At 68.7% G+C, this 26,709-nt stretch carries 25 protein-coding genes and 2 tRNA genes; 12 read left to right on the top strand and 15 right to left on the bottom strand.

All coding sequences use genetic code 11. The annotated features are described in order from the left end of the window. The 5 genes from A5727_RS22340 to hisC form a co-directional block, all read right to left on the bottom strand. The coding region (locus A5727_RS22340) for a serine hydrolase (protein WP_157521515.1) at positions 1-734 on the bottom strand (734 nt) is incomplete at its 3' end. Next, positions 731-1,246, bottom strand: coding sequence for a peroxynitrite isomerase (locus tag A5727_RS22335; RefSeq protein ID WP_082949964.1), 516 nt, complete (start codon positions 1,244-1,246; stop codon positions 731-733). The genes A5727_RS22335 and A5727_RS22340, both read right to left, overlap by 4 nt. A 63-nt stretch (positions 1,247-1,309) precedes the next feature. Further along, complete coding sequence (locus A5727_RS22330; RefSeq protein ID WP_068255252.1) at positions 1,310-2,134, bottom strand: crotonase/enoyl-CoA hydratase family protein; 825 nt, start codon at positions 2,132-2,134, stop codon at positions 1,310-1,312. Between the two features lie 22 nt (positions 2,135-2,156). After that, on the bottom strand, positions 2,157-2,453 hold the full coding sequence (locus A5727_RS22325) for an HdeA/HdeB family chaperone (protein ID WP_068255249.1): 297 nt from the start codon (positions 2,451-2,453) through the stop codon (positions 2,157-2,159). Next, positions 2,450-3,508, bottom strand: coding sequence for a histidinol-phosphate transaminase (gene hisC / locus A5727_RS22320; RefSeq protein WP_068255244.1), 1,059 nt, complete (start codon positions 3,506-3,508; stop codon positions 2,450-2,452). Before hisC ends, A5727_RS22325 begins: the two co-directional genes overlap by 4 nt. A 98-nt stretch (positions 3,509-3,606) precedes the next feature. On the opposite strand from hisC, the gene A5727_RS22315 reads away from it, so the two are divergent. Further along, positions 3,607-3,698: transfer RNA gene (locus A5727_RS22315), tRNA-Ser, on the top strand. Between the two features lie 17 nt (positions 3,699-3,715). Further along, a tRNA-Arg gene (locus A5727_RS22310) sits at positions 3,716-3,788 on the top strand. Positions 3,789-3,797: 9 nt separating this feature from the next. Here A5727_RS22310 and A5727_RS22305 read toward each other — a convergent pair. From A5727_RS22305 to A5727_RS22295, 3 genes are all read right to left on the bottom strand, one after another. Further along, positions 3,798-4,220 (bottom strand): hypothetical protein, encoded by a 423-nt coding sequence (locus tag A5727_RS22305; RefSeq protein WP_068255241.1) that lies wholly within the window; start codon positions 4,218-4,220, stop codon positions 3,798-3,800. A 41-nt stretch (positions 4,221-4,261) separates the two neighbouring features. Next, positions 4,262-4,903 carry a class I SAM-dependent methyltransferase gene (locus A5727_RS22300; RefSeq protein ID WP_068255238.1) on the bottom strand — a complete coding sequence of 214 codons (642 nt, stop codon included), beginning with the start codon at positions 4,901-4,903 and terminating at the stop codon, positions 4,262-4,264. 89 nt (positions 4,904-4,992) lie between these two features. Further along, complete coding sequence (locus A5727_RS22295) at positions 4,993-5,352, bottom strand: hypothetical protein (RefSeq protein ID WP_068255272.1); 360 nt, start codon at positions 5,350-5,352, stop codon at positions 4,993-4,995. 757 nt (positions 5,353-6,109) lie between these two features. Between A5727_RS22295 and A5727_RS28415 the strand changes: the two genes are divergently transcribed. Further along, on the top strand, positions 6,110-9,016 hold the full coding sequence (locus tag A5727_RS28415; protein ID WP_068255235.1) for an autotransporter outer membrane beta-barrel domain-containing protein: 2,907 nt from the start codon (positions 6,110-6,112) through the stop codon (positions 9,014-9,016). Between the two features lie 82 nt (positions 9,017-9,098). Here A5727_RS28415 and A5727_RS22285 read toward each other — a convergent pair whose 3' ends face one another. From A5727_RS22285 to A5727_RS22270, 4 genes are all read right to left on the bottom strand, one after another. Further along, positions 9,099-9,860, bottom strand: coding sequence for an SDR family NAD(P)-dependent oxidoreductase (locus A5727_RS22285; RefSeq protein WP_068255232.1), 762 nt, complete (start codon positions 9,858-9,860; stop codon positions 9,099-9,101). Between the two features lie 76 nt (positions 9,861-9,936). Then, positions 9,937-11,115 carry an acyl-CoA dehydrogenase family protein gene (locus tag A5727_RS22280; RefSeq protein ID WP_068255229.1) on the bottom strand — a complete coding sequence of 393 codons (1,179 nt, stop codon included), beginning with the start codon at positions 11,113-11,115 and terminating at the stop codon, positions 9,937-9,939. After that, complete coding sequence (locus A5727_RS22275) at positions 11,112-12,107, bottom strand: phosphotransferase family protein (protein ID WP_082949965.1); 996 nt, start codon at positions 12,105-12,107, stop codon at positions 11,112-11,114. Before A5727_RS22275 ends, A5727_RS22280 begins: the two co-directional genes overlap by 4 nt. 121 nt (positions 12,108-12,228) lie before the next feature. Continuing rightward, on the bottom strand, positions 12,229-12,723 hold the full coding sequence (locus A5727_RS22270; RefSeq protein ID WP_068255223.1) for a hypothetical protein: 495 nt from the start codon (positions 12,721-12,723) through the stop codon (positions 12,229-12,231). Positions 12,724-12,885: 162 nt separating this feature from the next. On the opposite strand from A5727_RS22270, the gene A5727_RS22265 reads away from it, so the two are divergent. The 6 genes from A5727_RS22265 to A5727_RS22240 all read left to right on the top strand — a co-directional run bounded on the left by A5727_RS22265 (position 12,886) and on the right by A5727_RS22240 (position 22,086). Next, positions 12,886-13,590 carry a response regulator transcription factor gene (locus A5727_RS22265; RefSeq protein WP_068255267.1) on the top strand — a complete coding sequence of 235 codons (705 nt, stop codon included), beginning with the start codon at positions 12,886-12,888 and terminating at the stop codon, positions 13,588-13,590. After that, positions 13,568-15,085, top strand: coding sequence for a sensor histidine kinase (locus tag A5727_RS22260; RefSeq protein ID WP_068255221.1), 1,518 nt, complete (start codon positions 13,568-13,570; stop codon positions 15,083-15,085). Before A5727_RS22265 ends, A5727_RS22260 begins: the two co-directional genes overlap by 23 nt. Before the next feature lie 44 nt (positions 15,086-15,129). Beyond that, the gene (locus A5727_RS22255; RefSeq protein WP_082949963.1) at positions 15,130-16,956 is read left to right on the top strand and encodes a glycosyltransferase family 39 protein; all 1,827 of its coding nucleotides are present in this window, start codon (positions 15,130-15,132) and stop codon (positions 16,954-16,956) included. A gap of 62 nt (positions 16,957-17,018) precedes the next feature. Further along, positions 17,019-18,284 (top strand): bifunctional glycosyltransferase family 2/GtrA family protein, encoded by a 1,266-nt coding sequence (locus A5727_RS22250; RefSeq protein WP_068255218.1) that lies wholly within the window; start codon positions 17,019-17,021, stop codon positions 18,282-18,284. Further along, the gene (locus tag A5727_RS22245; protein ID WP_082949962.1) at positions 18,281-20,173 is read left to right on the top strand and encodes an ArnT family glycosyltransferase; all 1,893 of its coding nucleotides are present in this window, start codon (positions 18,281-18,283) and stop codon (positions 20,171-20,173) included. Before A5727_RS22250 ends, A5727_RS22245 begins: the two co-directional genes overlap by 4 nt. Positions 20,174-20,208: 35 nt before the next feature. After that, positions 20,209-22,086 carry an alkyl/aryl-sulfatase gene (locus A5727_RS22240; protein ID WP_068255214.1) on the top strand — a complete coding sequence of 626 codons (1,878 nt, stop codon included), beginning with the start codon at positions 20,209-20,211 and terminating at the stop codon, positions 22,084-22,086. Here A5727_RS22240 and A5727_RS22235 read toward each other — a convergent pair. Further along, the gene (locus tag A5727_RS22235) at positions 22,083-22,667 is read right to left on the bottom strand and encodes a TetR/AcrR family transcriptional regulator (RefSeq protein WP_068255207.1); all 585 of its coding nucleotides are present in this window, start codon (positions 22,665-22,667) and stop codon (positions 22,083-22,085) included. The two genes, A5727_RS22240 and A5727_RS22235, sit on opposite strands and share 4 nt — an antisense overlap. Next, positions 22,664-23,755, bottom strand: coding sequence for a zinc-binding metallopeptidase family protein (locus tag A5727_RS22230; protein WP_068255204.1), 1,092 nt, complete (start codon positions 23,753-23,755; stop codon positions 22,664-22,666). Before A5727_RS22230 ends, A5727_RS22235 begins: the two co-directional genes overlap by 4 nt. A 54-nt stretch (positions 23,756-23,809) precedes the next feature. On the opposite strand from A5727_RS22230, the gene A5727_RS22225 reads away from it, so the two are divergent. Both A5727_RS22225 and A5727_RS22220 read left to right on the top strand, forming a co-directional pair. After that, positions 23,810-24,418, top strand: coding sequence for a histidine phosphatase family protein (locus A5727_RS22225; RefSeq protein ID WP_068255201.1), 609 nt, complete (start codon positions 23,810-23,812; stop codon positions 24,416-24,418). A gap of 94 nt (positions 24,419-24,512) precedes the next feature. Then, positions 24,513-25,316, top strand: a complete 804-nt coding sequence (locus A5727_RS22220; RefSeq protein ID WP_068255200.1) for a transglutaminase-like domain-containing protein — start codon at positions 24,513-24,515, stop codon at positions 25,314-25,316. On the opposite strand, the gene A5727_RS22215 is transcribed toward A5727_RS22220, so the two are convergent. Then, positions 25,313-25,648 carry a LapA family protein gene (locus tag A5727_RS22215; protein WP_068255197.1) on the bottom strand — a complete coding sequence of 112 codons (336 nt, stop codon included), beginning with the start codon at positions 25,646-25,648 and terminating at the stop codon, positions 25,313-25,315. The genes A5727_RS22220 and A5727_RS22215 overlap by 4 nt on opposite strands. A gap of 105 nt (positions 25,649-25,753) precedes the next feature. On the opposite strand from A5727_RS22215, the gene A5727_RS22210 reads away from it, so the two are divergent. After that, positions 25,754-26,701 (top strand): ABC transporter substrate-binding protein, encoded by a 948-nt coding sequence (locus A5727_RS22210; protein ID WP_068255194.1) that lies wholly within the window; start codon positions 25,754-25,756, stop codon positions 26,699-26,701. The last annotated feature ends 8 nt before the right edge of the window (positions 26,702-26,709 follow it).

Below are 26,709 nucleotides of genomic sequence, written 5' to 3'. Positions count from 1 at the left end.
CATCTACCACGGGCTCGGCTGGGGGCCACCAGGGGCACATCGGCCTCGGCGACCCCGAAGTTGGTCCAGCGAAAACCCAGTGGGTCGAGAATGTCCTCGGCCAGGATGTCGCGAATGCCGCGTCCTGTTGCCGCGGAGACGATCTCGCGGATCAGCGGCCCCCAGGTGAGCCCGTGGTAGATGTGCACCAGTCCGGGGCGGTAGATCGGCCGCAGGTGGCCCAGCATCTCCCGCGCGTAGTCGCTGTCGTTCATCCGACTCAGGTCCGGTCGCGGTCCCGTCGCCAGCGGCACCCCGGCGCTGTGGGTCACCACGTGCCGAATCGTCGTGCGGTCCTTGCCGTGACTGGTGTAGGTCGGCAGGTAGTCGCACACGCGGTCATCCAGGGAGAACGCGCCGCGCTCCACCAGCATGTGGACCACAGTCGTGGCAATGGCCTTGGCGGCCGAGTACACGCAGAACGGTGTCGCGGTGGTCACCGGAACCTTCTCGGCGTCCGGCGGATCCTCGGGCGCGTTGCCCCACCCGTGGCCTATCGCGCGGTTGAGGATCACTTTTCCGTTGTGTCGCAGGCAGACCTGGATCGCCGGATGCATTCCGGCGCTGTACCACAATCGCGCGGCCTGCCAGATCCGCTCCACCGCGGCCGGGTCGATTCCCGAATGATCCTCTGCCCCAACATCAGTGACGGCGTCGAGGTCGTCGGGCAGCCGGATCCTGCCGTCGGTGGTCATGCGTCCTTCCGGTGCAGCGTTGCCGACAGGTGATGCCGCAGCGGTTGGCCGACCGCGGCCATACCGACCCGATAGGTCAGTTCGTCACCGGTGACCCGGATCGAACGACTCAGGGCGGTCACGTCTTTGGCGGTGGACGTCAGGCCGATGCAGGTCGACCACAGCTCGAGCAGCAGCGAGCTGCCGTCGTCGGCGAGCGTGCCCTCGTCGATCTCGGTGATGCCGGTGGGGTGGGCCAGCATCAGTTCGACGTGGCCGGCGGCCGGGACCCGCAGGTAGCCGGTCTCGGCGTGCATCGGAGCGCCGGCCTCGGACCGCGTGCGCTGGGAGTAACTCAGAAACGGCTTGCCGACGTGGCCGAACGTCACCTCTTCGAGGTAGGTGAAGGCCTCGATGGTCGGGTACTCGCCCGACCCGGACCCCGTCCAGGTGCCCAGCAGCGGCGCGAGCACCGTGATCTGGGGATGCAGTTCGGCCACAGCAGCCAGACTACGTGGCGGCCGTGTGCGCATGGCCTCCGCAGAGGACATACACCTGGGCCTCGGTGACGGCGTGGCGCGTGCCGAATCCGGCTGTCACTCGCCCTTGAACTGCGGCGGCCGTTTCTCGAACATCGCGGTGATGCCCTCGGTCAGATCCTTCGACGGCAGGAAGGCAGAGTTCCATGCGGCGACATAGCGCAGGCTGGCCGACACCGCGTCGGTGCGCTGCTCGTCGAGCACGTCCTTGATGCCCTGGACCGTCAGGGGCGGGTTGGCGGCGATCTCGGCGGCCGTCGCATGCGCGGCGGCCAGGCAGGCCTCCGCGTCGTCGAACACGTCGTTGACCAGACCGATCTTCTCGGCGCGTGCGGCGTCGATGTCCTTACCGGTCAGAGCCAGCTCCCGAAGGTGGCCGTCGGTGAGGATGTACGGCAGGCGCGCCAGGCTTCCGACGTCGGCCACGATCGCGAGCTTGACCTCACGCACGGAGAACTTCGCGTCGGCGCTCGCGTAGCGGATGTCCACCGCGCTGATCAGGTCGACTCCGCCGCCGATGCACCAACCGTGCACGGCCGCGATCACCGGGGTCCGGCAGTCGGCGACGGCGGTGATCGACTGCTGCATGCCCTTGAGGTGCCGGTGGAAGTCGGCGCGGGGGCGGGCCATGGCGCCCTCGGCCATCATCGGTGCCAGCGTGCTCCCGGAGGCGGCCAGGTCCAGGCCGTAGCTGAAGTTTTTGCCGGAGCCCGTGAGCACGATCGCGCGCACGTCCGGGTCGGCGTCCAGGGCCTCGAAGGCCACCGGCAGTTCGGCCCAGAATGCGGGCCCCATGGCGTTGCCCTTGCCTGGACCGAGCAGGGTCACCTGCGCGATGTGGTCCTTGATCTCCACCGAGAGCGCTTCAAAGCTGTCAGCCATAACACTCGAGGCTAATCCGTGGTCAGGGACGCAGCTTAATCAGGAGGTCCTTGACGGGGGTGTCCGGCGCGCGCTGACACAGCACAGCCACCAGCGCGGACAGGATCACCGGCTGGCCGCCCGACGAACTGTTGGCGCCCAGCACCTCTTTGGTGAACTTGAGCCGGTCCCGATCCGACAGTGCGGTGAAGTCCTGGCAGGTCATGTCCGGCGACATCGGCTCGGTGGTCATCGCGACCTGGCCGGGTGTGGTCTGGGCACAGCCCGACAGCACGGCTGCGGCACTGAGGGCGAGGGCGGCGAGCCGAATGCGGGTCACGTGTTCTTGATCCAATCTGTCGCGAATGCCAGGAAGGCATCGTTCTCGTGCGGTGCCCCCACTGTCACCCGGACGCCGTCGGTGCCGTACGGACGCACCAGTATGCGTGCGTTGGCCGCCTGCTCGACGAAGTCGTCGGTGTGCTCCGGTCCCAGCGGCAGCCATACGAAATTGGACTGCGACTCGGGCAGTTCGTACCCCAGCTCACGCAGCGCGGCGCTGACGCGGGCACGCTCGAGCACCAGGGCGTCCGTGCGGGCCATCAGTTCCTCGGAGGCCTCCAGTGACGCGATGGCCGCGGCCTGGGCCAGGCTGCTGGCCGTGAACGGCACGTAGACCTTGCCCAGGGCCGTGATGATCTCCGGGTCGCCGACGGCATACCCCACTCGGGCGCCGGCCAGACCGTAGGCCTTCGAGAACGTGCGCAGCACAACCACGTTCGGGTGACTGCGGACCAGGCCCAGGCTGTCGGGAAGCATGCCGTCGCGGATGTACTCGACGTAGGCCTCGTCGATGACCACCAGCACGTCGTCGGGCACAGCGTCGACGAAGCGGGTCAGGTCGGCCGGAGGCACCACCGTCGAGGTCGGGTTGTTCGGATTGCAGATGAAGATCAGCCTCGTGCGGTCGGTGACCGCGGCCAGCATCGCGTCCAGATCGTGCGTGTGATCCTTCAGCGGCACCGGCACCGGTGTGGCGCCGGCCACGCGCACCTGCAGCGGGTAGACCTCGAAGGCCCGCCAGCCGAACATCACTTCGTCACCCACGCCGGCCGTGATCTGAATGAGCTGCTGGCACAGGCTCACCGACCCGCAGCCTGCGGCGATGTTCTCCGGCGCGAACCCGACATGCTTGGCCAGGTGTTCCCTGAGCTCGACGTATCCGTTGTCCGGATAGCGGTTGAGCAGTTCGGTCGCGTCCTCGATGGCCTTCCGGACGCTCGGAAGGGGACCATCGACGGTCTCGTTGCTGGCCAGCTTGATGGCACCGGGGACCGTTTTGCCTGGTGTGTACGCCGGAAGGTCCTGCATCAGTGGGCGTAGGCGGGCGGTCATTTGGTCAGCATATGTGAGTGCATGTACGCTTTGCCCTCGGCGGTTCCGGTACCGGCTCAGCTGGCAGAGCGGGGTCCGGTAACCTCTACGAAGTTCAAGGAGGCGTGCCAGAGCGGCCGAATGGGACTCACTGCTAATGAGTTGTCCCCCTTACCGGGGACCGGAGGTTCAAATCCTCTCGCCTCCGCCATATAACTGAATAACCAAGCGCCCGTAGCTCAACGGATAGAGCATCTGACTACGGATCAGAAGGTTAGGGGTTCGAATCCCTTCGGGCGCACTTCTTGACTCACGTGATGCTGACCACCGCGCGATCCGCGACGGGTGTGTCCAGATTCACCGTCAACTCTCCGAACACGGCGATCTCGATGCACGCCCGCCCGACGGCCTCGGCCCGGGTTCCCGACCGCAACTTCACCGCCACGAGGTCGGCGGTCTCGGCCACCTCGGCGTGGACGCCGTGGCACTGAGGGGTGCCGGAAGTGAAGTGCACGCTGATCGCCGCGCCGTCGGGCTGCCGACTCCACGACTCGATGGCCAGAGGCCGCGCGTCGACGATCGCCGGGTCGTCGGTGAACGTCTCCAGGTCACTGGGCGCGGGCCGCTCCGGGATCTGGGTGACGGTCGGCGTCGGATCCGCCGAGGCGACTGGGACGGTCAGGAGCAGCGCGCAGACCGCCAGTGCGGCGCCCGCCAGGGACCGAAGGCTCATGGGGGCCAGGGTAAGCAGTTCCGGCACCGCGCCGGGGCGAGCTACGCCGACTTGACGCCCACGGTGATCCGGTCGGAGACCATCCGGGTCCACAGCGGACGGCGGATGCGGTGCTGGTCGGCCACCTCGAATCCCGCGTCGGTGAACAGCGCACGCATCTCGTCGGGCGCGGGGCTGTGCGCCGGAGACCTGCTGGGGTCGAGGAACCGTGACAGCAGCGGCGGCGGGTGTGGTGCGACGGTGCCGACCGCGGCGATGCCCCCGGGTTGGAGCACGCGGTGGAACTCTCGCAGGGCCGCGGGCTGGTCGAAGAAGTGGAATGCCGCCGTCGTGACGACCGCGTCCAGCGCACCGTCGTCGAACGGCAGGTCCTCGGCGGGTGCGCGCAGCCACTGCACGTCGCCGGACCGCGCCCTGGCCTGCCTCAGCATGCCCTCGGACATGTCCACGCCATACACCCGCTCAGGCTTCAGCTCACGTTGAATCCGGTCGGCGAGAATGCCTGTGCCGCACGCGACGTCGAGGATGCGGCGGCACCTGTGATCGCGCAGCAGCGTCACCACCTCGTCCTGTGCCGGACGGTAGGCCCACCGCTGAAGCGCGGCGAAGTCATAGGCCGGCGCGGCCAGGCTCCAGAATCGGGTGACGGCCTCGTTGAGTGTGCGTCGGGGCACGGACGTCATGCGATCGACGGTACGCGCAGACACCCCGACCGCACTGGTGGCGGGAAATGCGACAGGCAGCCGCCCTCAGTGCGATCCCAACAGCGCTGTCAGCTGCTCACGTTCAGGGGCAGAGAGACGAACCCGTGATCGCTGCTCGCCGAGATCGAGTAGCGGCCATCGAGGGGCAGGGGGATCTGCATGGGAAAGAAGACGAAGCCGACCTCGCCGCCCAGGCTGAAGGAAGGGACGTCGAGCTGGGCCTCGTTGGAGTTCCCGGCGGGATCGACGATCTTGACCGTGATCTTCGGGTCCTGGTCGTTCGCTTCGGGTTGGAGCAACACGACGAGCGTGGCGAGCGCCGTGCGCTCCGGTCCGACCTTGCAGGCGCTGACCACGCCGCCCTCGATGTTGAGCTTGTTGTCGACGACGGACGCGGACTCGGCAAGCAGTGCACCAGTGACTATCACCGGCTCAAGGTACACACCGGGCGCGGATGCGAGGCGACAGTCTTCGACAATGCGCGTGATTCCGGGCATACGGGATTCGAAGGAATTCGGCGTGCGGACCTACTGTCCCGGCCGTACCCACCCCGGTGAGATCGATTGTTCTGGGTGCCACCAACACCACGAATCTGCGGCCGAGGGCCGTCTCCTGACAGATTGTGAGCCGCCGAGTGGCAGCCGAGAACGCGTCACCCGCAACCGTTCTGAAGGGTTTGCTCCATAAATGAATCTAAAAATTTTCAGCCGGAATGCCGGTGTGGAGCCGTTCCTGCTGGTTTGCCCTCGCCTCCTGTGAATGGGCTGTCATGTGAACAAAGCCAGGTTTGCTGGAATTGCCTGATGCGATACACGAGACCTCACGGTCGGGTTGGATCTCGGGCGGAAGATCTGCGGGCTGACGGGCAAGTGGAACCCGACTACCAGCATGTTTGGGTATCGGTTCGACGAGTGTAAGTGTGAAAGAGGTCCACGTTGCTGCCCTGTTGTGGCGGGCGATTTCTTGACGGGTGTCATTCCTGTAGCCGGACCGGCGGTAGCGAAATTCGGAATTATTATCGCTTTGGAAAATATCCGAGACCGGTCCCGAAGTTGCGTGATACAAACTCGAACGAACTTAGCTGGACACCTGACCAGGTCGCGGGATGTGCCGAGGGCTGGCTGGAAAACGAAGGGATCGGGGATCTTTCATATGGGTCATGCCAGATACGTTGGTCGCATTGGTGTGCTCGCTGTTGCGCTCGGCATAGGGACCGCACTTGGGAGCCCGGCCGGGAATGCCTGGGCGGAGTCGGAGACCGGCGCCGAGAGCACCTCGCAGAGCTCAGGGGCGTCGGACAGCGCCGCGAGCACCGGGCCGTCGGGCGGCTCCGCCGGCGACGACGCCGGCACACCGACGCGAAGCGTCATCAGAGACACCCTCAGGAAGCGGTCCAACTCGATCACCAGGGACGTCGAGCAGCGCAGCGCGGCACGCGAGAAGCGTGCCAAGACGCTGGAGCAGCGATCCAAGGAGATCGCGGCGCGGCTGCAGTCCGGTCCGCGGGCTGCAGGTTCGGAGGCCAGCGCTGATCTCAGCGCGACCGCGAAGTCGTCGGTCATCACCGCAACCCAGGCAGCGACTGCCTCCCTGGGCACCGCGTCGGCCACGGGCGGCGACGCACCAGAAACTCCGAATCCACTGCTCGAGGCGATCTGGGGGGCCTACCGCCGCATCGAGACGGTCCAGGCGACCGTTCCGGCGGTGGCCAAGACCGCCAGTGTCGGGACCTTCGCGGCCAGCCAACCGGCCGAGGTCCGGTTCCCCGTCGGGCCGCTCAAGCTTTTCGGCAACGGGACTCCCGAGAATCCCAACGGCGGCATCCTGATCGGTAACGGCTACAGCTGGACCGCGGACACGTGCCCGTCCGGCGTGGTCTGCCACGGTGGCAACGGCGGCCTGCTGGGCAGCGGCGGTGCCGGCTACAACGGCGGCAACGGCGGTTCGTCCGGCTGGTTCGGCCACGGTGGCCGCGGTGGCGACGGAATGGACGGCTACAACAACGGCACTGGTGGCAATGGCGGCCACGGCGGCGTGTTCATCGGGCACGGCGGCGCGGGCGGAACCGGCGCCGTCGGATCGAACGGCGGCAACGGCGGCAACGCTGGAACCCTGTCGATCTTCGGCAACGGCGGCGCAGGCGGACAGGGCGGCGCCGGTCTCGCCGGAACCGATGCCACCGCGTTCTCGCAGGCCACTGAGGGTGGTAAGGGCGGCTCAGGCGGCAACGGCGGTACCGGCAGCCGAGTCTTCGGCCGCGGCGGTGCGGGTGGTGCCGGAGGTGCAGGCGGCGTCGGTGGTGCGGGATACGCCGGTATCGGAGGTGGCGTCGCCTTCGCGGCATCCGCCGGTGTCGACGGCGCTGCCGGGGCGCTCAACGGCGCCCGCGGCGGCGCGGGTGGCGACGGTGGTGAGGCCGGCCAGGGCTGGCTCCTGTTGTTCGCCGAGCAGAACGGGCTCTACGGAGCGGGCGGATCCGGCGGCGAAGGCGGCACAGGTGGCGTCGACGGTCCGGGTGCGGTCGCAGGTGCGGGCGGTGCCGGCGGGGCTGGTGCCGACGGCACGGCCACCGCGGCTGGTTACGGCGGCGGCGGCGGTGGCGGTGGCGGCGGCGCCCTCGCCAACGTGGCGGGCGCCGAGAACAGCACCGTCCAGGGCGGCGCGGGTGGCGCCGGCGGTGCCGGGTCGCTCACCGGCGCTGGCGGGTACGGCGGCAACGGCGGAAGCGCGGTGGTCGACGCCCCCGACACATTCCTTGTCGACACCGTGGTGCTGGGCGGTGACGGCACCAGCGGCGGACCCGACGGCGCCAGCGGCGATACCGGCGCCGACAACGCGGTGACCGTCGAGGGCGAGGGCACCGTCGAGAACGTCACGGTGACCAGTGGTCAGAGCACGGAGAACTACGCCGGTGGCGGGGCTCGCGTGGTCGTCAAGGACGGCGGCACCGTCACCAACAGCACCGTGACGGGAGGCAACGCCAGCGAGACCGCGAAGGGCGGTGACGCGCTGCTGTACGCCGAAGGCGAGGGCAGCATCATCACCAACAGTTCGGTCACCGGTGGGCATGCCGGAGTCGGTGACGCCAACGGTGGTGTGGGCGGCGAAGGCGGCGCAGCCATCATCGAGGCGAGCAACGGCAGCTCCGTCGACGATGTCCACGTCACCGGCGGTGCCGGCGGCAACGGCACCAACGAAGGCGTCGGTGGCGCCGGCGGTGTCGGCCACGTCATCGCCGACCAGGGCACCGTCACCAACGTGGGGGCCACCGGGAACACCGGCGGCGACGCCGACGGCGCGGGCAGCAAGGGCGGACGCGGTGGTGGCGCTGACGTCGAGGTGGTCAGCGGCGGCACGGTCAAGGATTCCGCGATCCTCGGTGGCCTCGGCGGGAACGGATCCGACGGCGGCACCGGGGGCAACGGCTCCAGAGGCTACCTGTGGGCCCTGAATGAGGGCACGGTGACCGATGGTTACTCGTACGGCGGCAACGGTGGTGATGCCGAGGGTGAGGGCGCTGTCGGCGGCAACGGCAACATCGGCTACATCAGCGTGGGTCGCGACGACTTCGGTGGCTACACCCAGGGCACGGCAAGCGGCACCGTGATCGGTGGCGACGGTGGTGACGCCACCGGAACCAACGCCAAGGGCGGCAACGGAAACCGGGCGGCGATCCAGGCCACCGGCGCCGGCGCTGAGGCCAGTGGCACGGTCACCGCCGGTAACGGCGGAAACGCCATCGGGGACAACAGCGTCGGCGGTAACGGCAGCACGCTGGTCACCCAGATCACCGCGCTGGCGGATGGAGCCAAGGCCACCGGCAACACCGTGGTCGGCGGCAACGGTGGCGACGGCGTCGACGGCGGTACGGGCGGCAAGGGCGGCTACGTCAACGTCGGTGTCAACACCGGATCCGACGAAGGGCAGTGGTTGAACGGGACGGCCACCGCAGGCAACGGCGGCACTGGCACCGGTGCGGGCTACACCGGCAAGGACGGCCAGTCCTACGAGAACTTCGGCACCGCCGCCAAACCGCAGGATGGCGTCGTGTGGACCGGAAAGGACGGTGCCGACAACCCGGCCCTTCCCTAACTGCCGGTACGGCAACGCAATACAGGACTGCGGCCCGGGCGAAAGACCGGGCCGCAGTTCTGTGTGCTGTGGACGCGTGCGCTCAGGTGATCGTGATGCCGCCGTCGACGGCGACGGTCTGGCCCACCACATAGCCCCCGGCGGGCGAGGCCAGCCACACCGCGGTGGCCGCCAGCTCGACCGGATCACCGGTGCGGCCCAGCACCACCCGGGGCATCTGCGAGTCCAGGTAGCCGGGTTTGTATTCGTCGGTCATCTCCGACATGAAGAACCCCGGTGCCAGGGCGTTGACCCGAATCCCCTTGCGCCCGCCCCACTGCTGGGCGAGGTCGCGGGTCAGACCGATGACACCGGCCTTCGAGGCGGCGTAGGCGGCCTGCGGCAGCTGGGCCGTGGTGATGCCCAGAATGCTGGCGATGTTGATGATCGAGCTGCCGGGCTCCATCACCCGCCCGCAGGCCTGTGCCATCCAGTACGAGCCGTTGAGGTTGACGTCGATGACCCTGCGGAACTCGTCCGGGGTCTCACGGGTGGCCGGCACCGCGGTCCCCACCCCGGCGTTGTTGATCAGCACGTCGACCCGGCCGAACGTCTCCATCGCGGCATCGACCAACCCCTGGCACTGCGCCGGGTCGGCGACGTCGGTCTGCACCGTCAGTGCCCGCCGACCGGCGTCCTCCACGAGAGCCGCCGTGCTGGCCATCTTCTCGACGCGACGCGCCCCAAGCGCGACGTCGGCGCCGGCCTCGGCGAAGGCCTGGGCGAAGGACACACCGAGACCGGAGGAGGCCCCGGTGACGATGACCACCTTGCCGTCGAGCTTGAACAGATCCAGGATGCTCATCGGTTTCCTCGCTCCTCCTCGGGGCTCGTTCCGCCCCTGTTGGCAGGGGACCCCAGCCCCGCATCGTCGACTCGGCTCACTTCGGATTCCTCAACACTTGGCGGGAGATGGCGTACTTGTGCACTTCGGTCGGGCCGTCGTAAAGCCGGAAGGCCCGCATGTCTGAGAAGATCATGGCAACCGGCGTCTCGTCGGAGATGCCCATTCCGCCGAGGATCTGCACGCAGCGGTCGGCGACCTTGAACAGTTCCTCGGAGACCATGGCCTTGACCATCGAACTCTCATGACGGCCCTTGGCGCCGGAATCCAGTGTCCAGCAGGCCCACCAGATCGCCAGACGGCACTGCTGGAGCGCGATCTCGTTGTCGGCGATCATGAACCCGACACCCTGGTGTTCGGCCAGCGGCTTGCCGAAACCCGTTCGGGTGCGGGCATGTTCGATCGCGATGGACTGCGCGCGTGATGCCGCACCCAGCCAGCGCATGCAGTGCGTCAGGCGCGCGGGAGCCAACCGAAGCTGGGCGTAGCGCAGCGCTTGGCCCACCTCGCCCAGCACCGCCGACGCCGGCAGGCGCAGGTCGTTGAACACCACAACACCGTGGCCCTCGACGTAATTGCGGTCCATGGTGTCCATGACCCGCTCGATCTCGATGCCCGGGGTGTCCCCGTCGCACAGGAACAGTGTCGGGCCGTCCGCGCCGTGCTCATTGGGGGCGACGCGGGCCATGACGATCCAGGTGCGCGCACCGTTGGCGCCGGTGATGAGCCACTTGCGGCCGTTGATGACGTAGTCGCTGCCGTCGAACACCGCCTCGGTCTTCAACTGGTTCGGGTCGGAGCCCGCACCGTCGGGTTCGGTCATCGCGAACACCGAACGCTGCCGTCCCTCGATCACGGGCACCAGGAACTTCTCCACCTGCTGCTCATTGGCGATCTTGGAGAGCAGGAACATGTTTCCCTCGTCCGGGGCCGCACAGTTGAGCGCGACGGGGCCCAGCGTGGACCAGCCCGCGGCCTCGAACAGCACGGCCTGCTCGACGTGCGAGGGTTCGCGGCCCCCGAAGCGCGCGGGCGCCTGGAAGGTCAACAGACCGGCCTCGCGGGCCAGTTCGACCATCTCGGCGCGCATCTCCTCGTTCGGGCCGTGCCGCGTCAGGCGCGGATCGGACTCGTACGGGACGATCTTGTCGGTGACGAACGCGCGGATCTGGTCGCGCAGCGCGGCCGTCTCGGCCGGAATCTCGAAATCGATCACTGTTCACCGTCCATCAGTCGTTGGGCTCGTTCGAACAACAGCAGGGTGGCCGCATGCAGGAGGTCGCCGACGTCCTTGGGGGCCAGACCGGCGCCCGCGCGCGCGTACGTGCCCTCGAGGATGATGCCGAGCTTGAAGCAGGCCATGACGGCATACCAGTTGATTCCGCTGAGGTCCCGCGTGGTGTTCTGCGCGTAGCGGTCGATCAGGTCGGCCGGGGTGCACAGGCCGCCGGCCTGGCTCAGCGCGTGGTTGAGCACGTCGCCCGAGCCGTCATGCCAGGTCGCCACCATCCAGCCGAGGTCCAGAAGCGGGTCGCCGATGGTCGACATCTCCCAGTCGACGATGGCCACGACATCGGGTCCGGTCTTGGAGAACATGACGTTGGCGGCGTGGTAATCGCCGTGCATGATGCCGGGTTTCCAGTCGGTGGGCAGGCGTTCCTGCAGCCACTTCGCCACCCCGTCGACGTCGCCGATCTGCGGTCCGGCGTAGCTCTCCAGCGCCGAGTAGGACTCGAGTTCGGACAGCCACCGCGGCACCTGGCGTTCCAGAAAACCGTCGGGTTTCCCGTAGTCGGCCAGGCCGACGGCGACATGGTCAACCGCGCCCAGGCGGGCCAGCGCGTCGGCCATCGACAGGCCCATCTGGAACCGCATGCCTGCGTCGGAGGCGTGCGGCTCCGGCAGCTCAGCGCCGGCGTTGAAACCCTCGATGGGCTCCATCAGGTAGAACACGGCGTCACCGAGCACCGAGGTGTCCTCGCATGCGGCGATCAGGTGCGGATGCGGGACGTCGGTGGCGCCCAGGGCCGTGAGCACCTTGGTCTCCCGCAGGATGACCTTGTTGCTGATGGGCCGCAGGTGCTGCGGGCCGCGGCGGAAGACGTAGGGCCGACCCGCCCGCTCGAACCGCAGCATGATGTTCTGGGTGCCGCCGGTGATCTCGGTGATGTTCTCCAGAGGCCCGTCACCGAGGCCTCGGTCCGACATCCAGTCGGCGATCTTCGCGAGGTCGTCCACGCCGGGTAAACCTACCGGATGGTTGGTTGGCCCCTGTTCGAGGTGGGTGGTTCAGGAGCGGGACCCCCGGCCCCGGCGACTGTCGGCCCCGTCAGCGCTGCGCGGAGATCGCCGTCGCGGTGGGAGTGCCGTCCCTGTCGACGGCGCGAATGGTCGCGGTCTGTCCTGTGCGCACGCCGTCGCGCGACTGCCGTGTCTCGGTGCTGATGACGTAGGTGCGGGTGAAGCCGTCCGCGCTGCGCGCGGTGATCGCGGTGTCGGAGATGTCGGTGACGGTGCCGGTCTGGGTCAGCTGCGTCGTGAAGGTGCCCTTGCCGTCGGACACCACGAACTCGCCGTGCAGAGCCGTGGGCAGGTCGGCGTCGCGGCTCCCGGCGCCGCCCGGCCCGCCGAAACCCGGACCAGCGCCGGGCGGACCGCCGGGCGGGCCGAAGCCGGGACCGGCGGAGGCGCCACCGGAATCGGCCGCGTAGATGACCGCCGCACCGGCCGCGGCGAGCACCACGGCGATGCCGACGGCACCCAGTGTCCTGTTGGTCGACCAGGGCGCCGACGGCTCACCCCAGACCTGTCCTGCGTCGCTCATGCCCACCACGGTCGACGACGAAGCTGTGTCCCGGCTGTGCGGGTGATCAGCGACACGTGAGTCGCCGGGTCTCACAGCGCGCTCATAGGTTCGACACAGAACCGGCCCATCGGCACGTGAATACTGGAACATATGACATCACCAGCGCCCGAACGCGTCGTGATGCGGCGACCCGACGGCAGTCCGATCAGTGTGCTCGTCGTCGACGACGAGACCGTCCTCGCCGAGATGGTCTCCATGGCGCTGCGCTACGAGGGCTGGGAGATCACCACCGCGAACGACGGGGCCAGCGCCATCAGCGCGGCGCGCACCGCGCGGCCCGACGTCGTGGTGCTCGACGTCATGCTGCCGGACATGAGCGGTCTCGACGTGCTGCGTCGCCTGCGGGAACAGAACCCCAGCCTGCCGGTGCTGCTGCTGACCGCCAAGGACGCGGTCGAGGACCGGATCGCGGGCCTGACCGCGGGCGGCGACGACTACGTCACCAAGCCGTTCAGCATCGAGGAGGTGGTTCTGCGTCTGCGGGCCCTGCTGCGCCGCACCGGTGTGACGACCGAGGACAGTGGCGCGCAGATCGTCGTCGGCGACCTCGTGCTCGATGAGGACAGCCACGAGGTGACCCGCGGCGGCGACCCCATCACACTGACCTCGACGGAGTTCGAACTGCTGCGTTTCATGATGCGCAACTCCAAGCGGGTGCTGTCCAAGGCGCAGATTCTGGACCGGGTGTGGAGCTATGACTTCGGCGGCCGATCCAACATCGTCGAGCTGTACATCTCCTACCTGCGCAAGAAGATCGACAACGGCAGGCCGCCGATGATCCACACGCTGCGCGGGGCGGGGTATGTCCTCAAGCCCGCCCCCTGACGCGCGGCGCCCCCGCTGGCGGACACCGAGCGCGTGGTCGCTGCAGTCCCGGCTCGTCATCGGCCAGGTGCTGCTGCTGGCGTTGGTCTGCATCGGCATCGGCGGCGCGACGGAACTGGCCCTGCGGCAGTACCTGATCACCCAACTCGACCAGAACCTGACCGACGCCTCGCATCGCTCGGCGTTGATGGCCGGCCTGCCGCCACCCCGTCCGCGCCCCGGTGACCTGCGTCCGATCAGGATGCCCGGCCCCGGACCGGATTTCCTCGACGCGCCGGGCCAGCCGGTCGGGCTGATCGCACTCGTGGAGAACTCCCGCGGCGTGGAGGCCGGCGTGCTCACGAGGGACGGTGAACGCGGAGCCCTCTCGGACACCGCGATCGGACAGGTGCTCGACGTGCCGCCGCGTCGGCCGCCGGTCACGGTCGACCTGGACGGGTTGGGCGGCTATCGACTGGTCGCGACCCACAGTCGCACCGGCGACATCGTCGTCACGGGTCTGCCGATGGACGACGTCAACGAGACCATGCTGCGGGTCCTGCTGATCATGGTGGTGGTGGCGGGCACGGCACTCGTCACGGCGACCATCCTGGGCGTCGTCATCACGCGACGCTCGCTGGCGCCCCTGAACCGCGTCGCGGCCACAGCGCGCCAGGTGGCCAACCTGCCGCTGGATCGCGGCGAGGTCGAACTGCCCGTGCGAGTGCCCGAACCCGACGCCAATCCCCACACCGAAGTGGGACAGATGGGGTCGGCGCTCAACCGGATGCTCGACCACATCTCCACCGCGCTGTCGACCCGCCAGGCCAGTGAGACCCGGGTGCGGCAGTTCGTCGCCGACGCCAGTCATGAACTGCGTACGCCGCTGACCGCGATCCGCGGCTACACCGAACTGGCGCAGCGCCTCCGGGATCAGGTGCCCGACGAGGTCGCCCACGCCATGGGGCGGGTCGCTTCCGAGGCCGAGCGGATGACCAATCTGGTCGAGGACCTGCTGCTGCTGGCCCGGCTGGACTCCGGCCGGCCACTGGACCGCGAAGAGGTCGACCTGTCGCAGTTGGCGGTCGACACCGTGGCCGATGCCCACATCGCCGGACCCGACCACGAGTGGAACCTGGATCTGCCCGACGAGCCGGTGGTGGTGATCGGTGACCACGCCCGACTGCATCAGGTGCTGGCGAATCTGCTGGCCAACGCCCGAGTCCACACGCCGGCCGGCACCACCGTCGTCGTGTCGTTGAGCGCCTCGCCCGACGGTCACGCCGAGATCCGGGTGAGCGACGACGGGCCCGGCATTCCGGTGGAACTGCAGTCCGAGGTCTTCGAACGCTTCGCCCGCGGTGACTCGTCGCGGTCCCGCAACGGGGGCAGCACCGGGCTGGGCCTGGCGATCGTGTGGGCCGTCGTGAAGGCCCACGACGGGCAGATCACGGTGGACAGCAGGCCGGGGAACACGGTGTTCACCCTGCGCCTGCCGCTCACAGCGGGCACATAGCCGGCGCCAAGCCTTCGGCGAACTTGGTGCGTCAACCTGCAGAGGTGACGATCACCGCGCCCCGGCCGACCGCGCCCCGGGCACTGACTCCGGCGCGCGGATCTCGCCGCGAGGCCGTCTCGGTGATCGCGCTGCTGCTGACCGCAGCCGCTGTGTACCTGTGGAATCTTGGCGCCAGCGGATGGGCCAACGGCTTCTACGCCGCCGCCGTGCAGGCCGGGTCCCAGAGTTGGACCGCATGGCTGTTCGGGTCGAGCGATGCGGCCAACGCCATCACGGTCGACAAGACGCCGGGGGCGCTCTGGGTGATGGGCATCTCGGTGCGGGTCTTCGGATTCAATCCGTGGAGCATGCTGGTGCCCCAGGCGCTCATGGGCGTCGCCGCGGTCGCCGCGCTGTACGCCGCGGTGCGCCGCGCCGCGGGACCTGGCGCGGCCCTGCTGGCCGGGATCGTGCTGGCGTGGACGCCGGTGGCCGCGTTGATCTTCCGATTCAACAACCCCGATGCCCTGCTGGTGCTGATGCTGGTGGTCGCGACCCTGTGCGTGCAGCGTGCGCTCGAACGCGACAGTTCGCGGTGGTGGATGGTGTTGGCGGGCACGGCGATCGGCGTCGCATTCCTGGCCAAGATGCTGCAGGCCATCCTGGTGGTGCCGGTGCTCGCGGTGGTGTTCCTGGTGTGCGCGGACCTGACGTGGCGGTCGCGGTTGCGGCGCCTGTGCGGCGCCGCCCTGGCCATGGTGCTCAGCGCGGGCTGGTATCTGCTGCTGGTGGAACTGTGGCCATCCGACGCCAGACCGTACATCGGCGGCTCACAGAACAATTCGATCATCGAACTGGCGCTGGGTTACAACGGTGTGGGCCGCCTGACCGGCGAGGAGGTGGGCGGCCTCGGCAACCTCAACCACGACGTCGGGTGGGGCAGGCTGCTCGGCGGGGAGATGGGCCCTCCGATCGGCTGGCTTCTTCCGGCGGCGCTGATCGCGCTGGTCGCGGGGCTGGTCATCGTCAGGGGCGGAGGGCGCACCGACCCCACCCGGTCCGGGCTGCTGCTGTGGGGCGGTTGGCTGCTGACCACCGCGGTGGTGTTCAGCTGGATGAACGGCATCGTGCACCCCTACTACACCGTGGCGCTTGCGCCCGCGGTTGCCGGCTGTATCGGCATCGGCTTGCCGTTGTTGTGGGCCCGGCGCACCGATCCACGCTGTGCCACCACGCTCGCTGGTCTGACGGCGATCACTGCGATGCTGAGTTTTCTTCTGCTGCAGCGTCATTCATCGTGGATGCCGTGGCTGCGATGGAGCGTACTTTTGGTCGGGCTGACGACCGCGCTGCTGTTGGTGATCGCTGCCAGGTTGGCCCCGGGCGCCGCAGCCGCGGTCGGGGTCGCCGCCCTGGCGGCCTGCCTGGCTGGACCGGTCGCCTACACAGTCGCGACCGCCGCCACCGCGCACACCGGCGCCGTCCCGTCCACCGGCCCCGCGGGCGGATTCGGCGGACCGCCCGGATTCCTGGACATCTCCCGGCCCAGTGCCCGGCTCGCCGAGACCATCGCGGCCGATGCCGACGACTACACCTGGGCGGCCGCGGTGGTGGGGTCCAACAACGCCGCGGGCCATCAGTTGGCCACCGGCGCACCGGTGATGGCCATCGGCGGATTCAACGGCACAGACCCCGCGCCCACCCTCGAACAGTTCCAGGACTACGTCGCACAGGGCCGCATCCATTACTTCATCGCGGCGTCGATGCCGGGTCCCGGACGCGTGGACCACGGTGGCAGCGACGCCGCCGAGCGCATCACCGAGTGGGTTGAGGCGACGTTCCCCTGGCAGGTCATCGACGGCACAACCCTCTACGACCTCGGCGCATGATTCACAGGAAGCACATAGCCACCGCCCACCGTGGCCCCACGACCGGGTCCGACGATGGATTCATGACCGTCGCAGTCGAACACGCACCCGCGTTCGCGCCATCTCAGGCCAGGCCCAACGCGGCCCGGCTAGCCGCGGAGCGGGGCGTGCCGGTGCTCGACGTCGTGGTTCCGGTCTACAACGAGCAGGCCGCGCTGGCCGACTCGGTGCACCGCCTGCACCGCTACCTGACCGAGCAGTTCCCGTTCACCTTCCGCATCACGGTCGCCGACAACGCGAGCGTCGACGCCACGCCGCAGATCGCGGCGCGGTTGGCCGAGGAACTCAGCGATGTGCGGGTGTGCCGACTCGAGCAGAAGGGCCGAGGCCGGGCCCTGCACGCGGTCTGGTCGGAGTCCGACGCACCCGTGCTGGCCTACATGGACGTCGACCTCTCGACGGACCTGGCGGCGCTGCTGCCGTTGGTCGCACCCCTGATCACCGGACACTCCGACCTCGCGATCGGATCCCGGCTGTCACGCGGTTCACGTGTGGTCCGCGGTCCCAAACGCGAAATCATCTCGCGCTGCTACAACCTCATCCTGCGGTCCACGCTGGCCGCGCGTTTCTCGGACGCGCAGTGCGGCTTCAAGGCCCTGCGCGCCGATGCGGCCGCCGCACTCCTGCCCCACGTCGAGGACACCGGATGGTTCTTCGACACCGAACTGCTGGTGCTCGCCCAGCGCTGCGGCCTGCGGATTCACGAGGTCCCCGTGGATTGGGTCGACGACCCGGACAGTCGCGTGGACATCGTCGCGACCGCTGTCGCCGACCTCAAGGGCGTGGCCCGGCTGCTGAGGGGTTTCGCCTCCGGCGAGATTCCCGTCGCGGCCATCGCAGCCCAGTTCACCGGCTCGGCCGAGGCGGCCGCACCGAGATCGCTGCTGCGCCAGGGGGTCTTCTTCGCGACCGTCGGCATCTGCAGCACCATCGCCTACCTCGTGCTGTTCCTGGCCCTGCGATCGGGGCTGGGGCCCCAGGGCGCCAACCTGGTGGCCCTGTTGGCCACCGCGATCGCCAACACCGCCGCCAACCGGCGATTCACGTTCGGGGTTCGGGGCCGAGCAGGGGTGGCGCGCCATCAGATCGAAGGTCTGGTGGTGTTCGGCATCGGCCTGGCGCTGACCAGCGGGTCGCTGGCCCTGCTGCACACCATGAGCGAACCCGCCCGCCCGGTGGAACTCGGGGTGCTCGTGGGTGCGAACCTGTTGGCCACCGTCGTCCGTTTCGTCCTGCTGCGCGGCTGGGTGTTCCACCCCCGGCGCACCGGCAGGGGCCTGACACGATGACCGTCGTGCAGGAGCCGGTCACCGAATCCACCGCGGTGTCTGTGCGCACAACGGTCAGCCCGAGGTGGGAACGGCCGGCGCTGGCCGCTCTGCTCTCGGGAACCGCGGTGCTCTACCTGTGGGCGCTCGGCGCGATGGGCTGGGCCAACGAGTTCTACGCCGCCGCGGTGCAGGCCGGCACCCAGAGTTGGAAGGCGTGGCTGTTCGGTTCGCTGGACGCGGGCAACGCGATCACCGTCGACAAGCCGCCCGCCGCGATGTGGGTCATGGGGTTGTCGGGTCGAGTGTTCGGCTTCAACTCGTGGAGCATGCTGGTGCCGCAGGCGCTCATGGGGGTCGCCGCGGTCGCACTGCTGTACGCGGCGGTGCGACGGACCAACGGCGCCGGGGCGGGCCTGCTCGCCGGGACCGCCCTCGCGCTGACGCCGGTCGCGGCATTGATGTTCCGATTCAACAACCCCGACGCGCTGCTGGTGCTGCTGCTGGTGGCCGCGGGCTACTGCATCGTGCGCGCACTCGACGGGCACTCGACCCGGTGGGTCGCATTGGCCGGTGTCGCATTGGGTTTCGCGTTCCTGGCCAAACTCCTTCAGGCCTTCCTGGTGGTGCCCGCGCTGGCGTTGGTGGTCCTGGTGGCCGTGCCGGGCAGCGTATGGGTGCGCCTTCGTGATCTGCTGGTCGGCCTCGTGGCCATGATCGTCTCCGGCGGTTGGTTCGTCGCGCTGGTCAGCCTGTGGCCCGCCGACTCCCGGCCCTACATCGGCGGATCGACCGACAACAGCCTGCTGCAGCTCACGCTGGGCTACAACGGACTCGGGCGCGTGCTCGGCGGTGACGGAAACCCGACCCGCGGAAGCGGCGGCGGCCCTGGAAGCGGTGGCGGTGGCGGCCCGGGCGGTGCGATGTTCGGCGGAGACCCGGGTGTGCTGCGCATGTTCGGCGAGTCGATGGGCACCGAGATCTCATGGCTGCTGCCGGCTGCGTTGATCGGACTGATCGCGGGACTGTGGTTCACCCGCCGTGCGCCCCGCACGGACCCGACCCGCGCCGCCCTGCTGCTGTGGGGCGGATGGCTGGTCAGCACGGCCGTGGTGTTCAGCTGGATGAAGGGGATCATGCATCCCTATTACACCGTCGCCCTGGCGCCCGGAATCGCCGCGGTGGTGGCGATTGCGACCCGAGAGTTGTGGCGTGGCAGGCAGTTCCGGTCGAGTCGGATCGTTCTCGGCGTCATGCTGGCGGTCACCGGGGTATGGAGCTTCGTGCTGTTGGACCGCACGCCGGAGTGGCAGCCGTGGCTGCGGTGGACCGTGCTTGTGGGGACCATCGCGGTCGCCGCGCTCCTGATCGCCGGCGCGCACGCACTGGGCCGGTACACCGCCGCCGTCGCGGCCGCCGGCCTGCTGTTCGGGCTGGCGGGAACCGCGGCCTACACCGTCGAGACGGTGCTGGACAGCCACGGCGGTGCCATCCCGACCTCGGGCCCCGGTCGCGGAGGTCCCGGCTTCCCCGGAGGTCCCGGCTTTCCCGGCGGTGCCGGTCGATCCGAGTCGGAAACCGTGCAGGCCATGCTCAAAGACACCGACAACCGCTGGGCCGCTGCGACCGTCGGGTCACACCTGGCCGGCGACCTGATGCTCAGGACGCAGACCTCGATCATGGCGATCGGCGGATTCAACGGCGGTGACAACTCACCGACGCTGGAGCAGTTCAAGGCCTACGTCGCCGACGGGCAGGTGCGGTACTTCATCGCCGACGCCGGCCGGCCCGGCCCCCCGCCTGGCGGGATGGGCGGCGACGGAGCGGGCGCCGAGATCAGCGAGTGGGTGCAGGCCGCGTTCCCGTTCGAGAAGGTCGACGGAATGACGGTCTACGACCTGCAGAACTGAGGACGGAACCTCGCCGCTCGGGAGACACTGGGTGGATGGACACCCATGCGCCCGCCCCGTCCATCGAAGCGGCCCACGCCCAGCATCTGGAGACGCTGCCGTTCGAGGACACCCAGGATTTCGCGGATGCCGACCGGGGGTTCCTCGGGCGTCTCGAACCGTGCATCGTCAAGGCCGCCGACGGGCGGGTGGTGTGGGACAACGACGCCTACGCGTTCCTGGAGGGCGACGCTCCCACCTCGGTTCATCCCAGCTTGTGGCGGCAGAGCCGACTGTGCGCCAAGCAGGGCCTCTACGAGGTGGTCGAGGGCATCTATCAGGTGCGCGGCCTGGACCTGTCGAACATCACGTTCGTCGAGGGGGACACCGGCATCATCGTCATCGACCCCCTTGTCAGCACCGAGACCGCCGCGGCCGCACTGGCGCTGTACCGGCAGCACCGCGGTGAACGCACGGTGGTCGCGGTCATCTACACCCACAGCCATGTCGATCACTTCGGCGGCGTGCTGGGAGTGACGACGCAGGCCGACGTCGACGCGGGCCGGGTCGCGGTCCTGGCGCCCGAGGGATTCACCGAACACGCGGTGCAGGAGAACGTGTACGCCGGTACCGCGATGGCGCGGCGCGCGGGATACATGTACGGGGCCAGCCTGGAGCGTGGGCCGCGCGGGCAGGTCGGCTGCGGACTGGGACAGACACCGTCGACCGGTGAGGTCGCGATCATCGTGCCCACGATCGACATCACCGAGACGGGGCAGACGCACACCATCGACGGCGTCGAGATCGAGTTCCAGATGGCGCCGGGCACCGAGGCGCCGGCCGAGATGCACTTCTACTTCCCGCGGTTCCGGGCGTTGTGCATGGCCGAGAACGCCACCCACAACCTGCACAACCTGCTGACGCTGCGCGGCGCGCTGGTCCGTGATCCGCACGGTTGGGCGGGCTATCTCACCGAGGCCATCGACACCTGGTCGGAGCGCACCGATGTGGTGTTCGCCTCGCATCACTGGCCGACGTGGGGCCGGGACCGCATCGTCGAATACCTTTCGCTGCAACGGGATCTGTATGCCTACCTGCATGACCAGACCCTGCGCCTGCTCAACCAGGGGTACACCGGCATCGAGATCGCCGAGGACTTCCCGATGCCGCCCGCGCTTGAACGGGCCTGGCATGCGCACGGCTACTACGGTTCGGTCAGCCACAACGTCAAGGCCGTCTACCAGCGGTACATGGGCTGGTTCGACGGCAACCCGGCACGGTTGTGGGCGCACCCGCCGGAGGCCATCGGACCGCGCTACGTGGCCGCGATCGGCGGCGTCGACCGGGTGGTCGAGATCGCGTCGCAGGCCTACGATGGCGGCGACTACCGCTGGGCCGCAACACTCTTGGACCACGTCATCTTCACCGAACCGGATCACAGGCAGGCGCGTGCGCTCTACATCGCGACCCTGCAGCAGTTGGCCTACGGATCCGAGAGCGGCCCGTGGCGCAACTTCTTCCTCTCCGGTGCCACCGAGTTGTCCGACGGCAACTTCGGCACCCCGACCCAGGCCTCGGCACCGACCCTGCTGGCGCAGCTGACCCCCGAGCAGATCTTCGACGCACTGGCGATCAGCGTCAACGGCCCGCGAGCCTGGGATCTGGACCTGGCCTTCGACATCACCTTCGAGGACACCGGCGACAACCACCGGCTGACCCTGCGCAACGGGGTGCTGGTGCACCGCGGGCTTCCCGCCGACCCGGCGACAGCCACCGCCACGCTCACCCTGGCCTCCTCGGTGCGCCTGCTCGCCCTCGCCGGCGGCGACCTGACTTCGCCCGGTCTGCGGATCGGCGGCGACGCCACCGCGTTGCAGCGGTTCACCGAGGTGCTCGACACACCCGATCCCGACTTCAACATCGTGACGCCCTAGCGGCGAACCCCGATCCCGCGCAGGCAGAACCGCACCACATGCGCGATGTCGTCGGCGCTGGGTCGCTGGCCCGCACCGAAGAAGCGGCGCATTGTGCCGGTGGTGCACAGGAACACCGCGTCGGCATCCAGCGGTGAGAGTCCAAGGGCCGCAGTGGGTTCGGTGAGCAGGTCGCGCATCGGGGACATGATGTCGCTGTTGGCGACGCTGCGGTTCGCCGACGCCGACATCTGAGCGGTGGTGGCCCGACTGGTGCTCAGCTGTTCGGGATCGGCGACCTGCTCGAGCACGCCCTCGATCCAGCGCGCGATCTTCTCGGCCGGGTCGGTCTCCTTGGCCATCAGCCGTTCCAGGTAGGTCGTCGTCAGGGCCACACCGCGCCGCATCACCGCCAGGAACAGCTCGTCCTTGCCCGCGAAGTAGCGGTAGAACGCCTTGTTCGACGAATTCGCCTCGGCGACAATGTCACTGACCCGCGGCGTGCCCGGAGCCACGCGCTGCATCACCGCGACGGCTGCGGACAGAATGCGCTCCACCTCGTCGCCGCCGTCCGGCTCCGACGTCGGCAACTGCGTGCTCACAGCGGAACCCCGGCCTTCTGCTCGCGGGCGGTGTCGCGCACCACCCGGTGGACGAACCCCAGTTTGGCCGCCACCGGGGGTGTCAGTGTGAACGGATACAGCGGTGGCTTGCCCATCGCGGTGTTGACCCGGTTGAAGAACAGCGAGATCCAGCGCCAGTCGAACAGCAGCTGCTCGATGGGCGCGTCGTCGTAGGACTCCAACGGCGCGACATCCCGGGGCGCCGAGAACCGGACCCGGTCGGCGCGCAGCACCATCCCGGCCTCACGAGTGGTGTCGATGGTGTCGGTGATGTGCAGGTAGTGCGCGAAACACTCGGCGAAATCCTCCCAGGGGTGCATCGTCGCGTACTCCGAGATGAAGGACTCCTCCCAACCCTTCGGTGCCCCCAACGCGTAGTGCCGTTCGATCGCGTCCGAGTAGCTGCTCTGCTCGTCGCCGAACAGTGCGCGGCACGCATCGAGGTGCCGCGCCGCGCCGTCGCCGGTCTCCACCAGGATGCTCTGGTAGTAGTGGCCGAGCTCGTGGCGGAAGTGCCCGAGCACCGTGCGGTACGGCTCGCCGAGGGCGATGCGCAGCCTCTCGCGGTAGTCGTCGAGGGTCTCCACCACGTCGATGGTGATCACGCCGTCGGCATGCCCGATCAGCACCTTCTGCCCGTTGCTGTAACTGGAGAGCAGATCGAACGCCAGTCCGCCGTCCCGGCGCCACCACGGCTCCAGCGGCAGGTGGAGGTCGTCGAGCTGGTACACCACGCGGTGCAGAGCGCGGGCCGCGGGCACCAGCTTCTCGCGGGCCAGGGTGTCGTCGGAGTCCGGTTCCCGGCGGATCAGCGAGCAGGCCAGGCAGCGGCCCCGCTGCTCGGCCGCCTGATCGACCGGGGTGAGCCAGTTGCACTCCAGGGTTCGTCGCTGCGTGCAGTGCGTCCACGCCCGGCCGTCGACGACGACGGTCGCACCCGGCTCGGTTCCGATCGCGGCCATCTCCCTCGTCGGCAGCACCAACCCCACCCGCGCACCGCACGACGTGCAGCGATCGCTTTCGAATGCGATGTAGCCGTGGCACACCGGGCAGGCGAATGCGCGCATGGCCTTATCGTTGCACGGGCGAACACGCGAATTCGGAGGAGCGGAGGTGGTGGGATGCAGCTGCTGCTGATTCGTCATGCACTGCCCAATCGCAGTGAGCACGGTCAGGGCGCGGATCCTGAACTCGCCGAGCAGGGGTGGGAGCAGGCGCGCCGCCTGCCCGACGCCCTCGCCAGATTCCCGCTGACCCGTCTGGTCAGCAGCCCGCAGTTGCGGGCCAGGCAGACCGCCGAACCGGTGGCGGCCGCCCGCGGCCTGGACATCGAGATCGAGCCGCGCCTGGCGGAGTACGACCGCGACATGGCCGGCTACGTCCCGATCGAGCAGCTGCGTTCCGAGCGGCCTGAGGATTGGGCGCGGATGGCGGACGGGCACCTGCCGGCCGGCGTCGACGAGGACGAGTTCAAGGCGCGGATCAGCGCGGCCGTCGAGGACATCGTCGCGTCGGCCGACCACGACGAGACGGTGGCGGTGTTCAGCCACGGTGGCGTGATCAACGTGCTGCTGCACCAGATCCTGGGCACCCGCCGAATGCTGTCGTTCCCAGTCGACTACACCTCGATCACGCGTCTGCTGTATTCGCGCAGGGGCCTGGCCACCGTGGTGTCGACCAACACCACCGAGCACGTGTGGGATCTGCTCCCGCGCAACCGGCGGGCGTAGCTGCGGAGAAGGTGAGTGGCGCATCACAGTTTGCGCCACGGCGGGCCCGGGTAGAGCAGACTGGCCGCCTGACTTCGACAGAGAGCCCGCAGCCATGAAACGTGATGTCGGTGCCGAACTCGACGTGGACATCACCGCGCCGACGACGCTCGAGTTCCAGATCGCCGTCGCACCCCACCCGGGTGCCGAGGTCAGCGAGTCGCTGTCGTTCGAACTGAACGGCAGACCGATTGCGGCCAAGGAGATCACCGGTGCGCACGGCAACCGGATCCACATCTTCGACGCCGACGAGGGCAGTCTCAAGGTGCGCTATGGCGCGACGGTCAGCGGGCGTGCCGCGCCGCCGCCGGTCGCCGACATCGACCTCTCGACGTACCTGCGACCCAGCCGCTACGCCGAGGCTGACAAGTTCTTCGGTTTCGCCGCAACCGAATTCGGGCAGTACGCGGACTCGGCGACGCTGCTTGAGAAGGTGTCGTCGTGGGTCGGCACCCGATTGAAGTACGTGCCGGGCTCCAGTGACCCGATCGACGGTGCCGCCGACACCCTGCTGGCCGGGGCCGGGGTGTGCCGGGACTACGCGCACCTGGTGGTGGCCCTGCTGCGCGCGGTCAACGTGCCGGCACGGTTGGTGTCGGTGTACGCACCCGGTTGCGCGCCCATGGATTTCCACGCCGTCGCCGAGGCCTTCGTCGACGGGCACTGGCGGGTCGTCGACGCGACATGCCTTGCGCCCCGGCAGGCGATGGTGCGGATCGCGACCGGGCGCGATGCCGCCGACACGGCGTTCCTGGACAACCACAAGGGCGCGATCACGCTGCACCGCACCGAGGTGAGCGCCGTCGTTGACGGCGATCTGCCCACCGACCGAGTCCCCGAACTGGTGACGCTGGGCTAACGCGCGGTGAGTTTGAGGTTGCGTTTCGCGGCGCGCCGCAACTGGAACATCCGCACCGCACCGACGGCGACGGTGATCAGCCCGCCGGCCACCGCAGCGAACAGAATCGCCACACCCAGCGGCAGCGTCCAATGCCAGCCGAGGAAGGCGAACGCCACCGATGTGGTGTTCTGCGCGATGAAGATCAGCAGGACGATGAGGATGAGAAAGCCCAGGATGAGCGCCGCCCACAGCGCGGCAGCCTTGGTCAACTTGGACTCCGCGCCCGGCTCCAGTGACAGGGGCGGGGGCGGCACATCGGCGGGCGGTGGCACAGTCGGATCACTGCTCATAGGGCCATACTCGTCCTTTCTGGCAAAGATGCAAAGTCCTTCGCGGTGTGTTCACGGTGAGTCAAATCAGGACATGCGGGCGTGCGGGCCGTTACTGTCAGACAGATGACCACGCGCATGCGCAGCTTGGTGGCCGCCGTGGTGATGCTCGTCCTGGCCGTCTTCGCCAGCGCCTGCGGCAGTTCCAACCCCCTCGGCGGTGGCAGCGCCTCCGGTGACCTCAAGACCGTCGTCGTCGGGTCCGCGGATTTCCCGGAGTCGAAGATCCTCGCCGAGATCTATGCGCAGGCACTGGAGGCCAACGGGTTCACGGTGGGCCGCCAGTTCGGGATCGGCAGCCGCGAGACCTACATCCCAGCGCTGCAGGACTATTCGATAGACCTGGTCCCGGAGTACACCGGAAGTCTGCTGAAGTACTTCGACCCGGACAACACCGTGACGGCCCCGGACGCGGTCGAACTCGCGCTGCATCGGGCGCTGCCGGGCGGATTGGCGATGCTGACGCCGTCGGAGGCCTCCGACGTCGACACCGTGGCCGTCACGGCCGAGACGGCGCGCAGGTGGAACCTGAAGACCATCGCAGATCTGGCGAAGCATTCCCCCGAGGTCAAGTTCGGTGGGCCATCGGAGTTCCTGAACCGCACCGAAGGGCTGCCGGGTCTGAAGAAGAACTACGGGTTGGACATCGCACCCAGGGATTTCATCGCGATCAGTGACGGTGGCGGGCCCGCGACGGTGCGGGCACTGGTGGACGGCACCGTCACGGCCGCCAACATCTTCTCCACCTCACCGGCGATCCCACAGAACGACCTCGTGGTGCTCGAGGACCCGAAGAACAACTTCCCAGCCGCCAACGTGGTGCCGGTGGTGGGCGCGCAGAAGATGTCGGACGACCTCAAGCGGATCCTCGATGCGGTGTCGGCTGAACTGACCACCGAGGCACTCATCGAGCTGAACACCGCGGTGTCCGGCAACGCCGGCGTCGACCCCGACGAGGCGGCGAGGCAATGGGTACAGGAGCACGGATTCGACAAACCGCTCTCGGACAGGTGAGCCGCCGC

Origin of the sequence: Mycobacterium sp. ACS4331 (genome assembly GCF_001667265.1) — a bacterium.
GTDB lineage: Bacteria > Actinomycetota > Actinomycetes > Mycobacteriales > Mycobacteriaceae > Mycobacterium.
The sequence above is the reverse complement of the archived record's forward strand: the minus strand, read 5'-3'. Positions and strand labels throughout refer to the sequence as shown.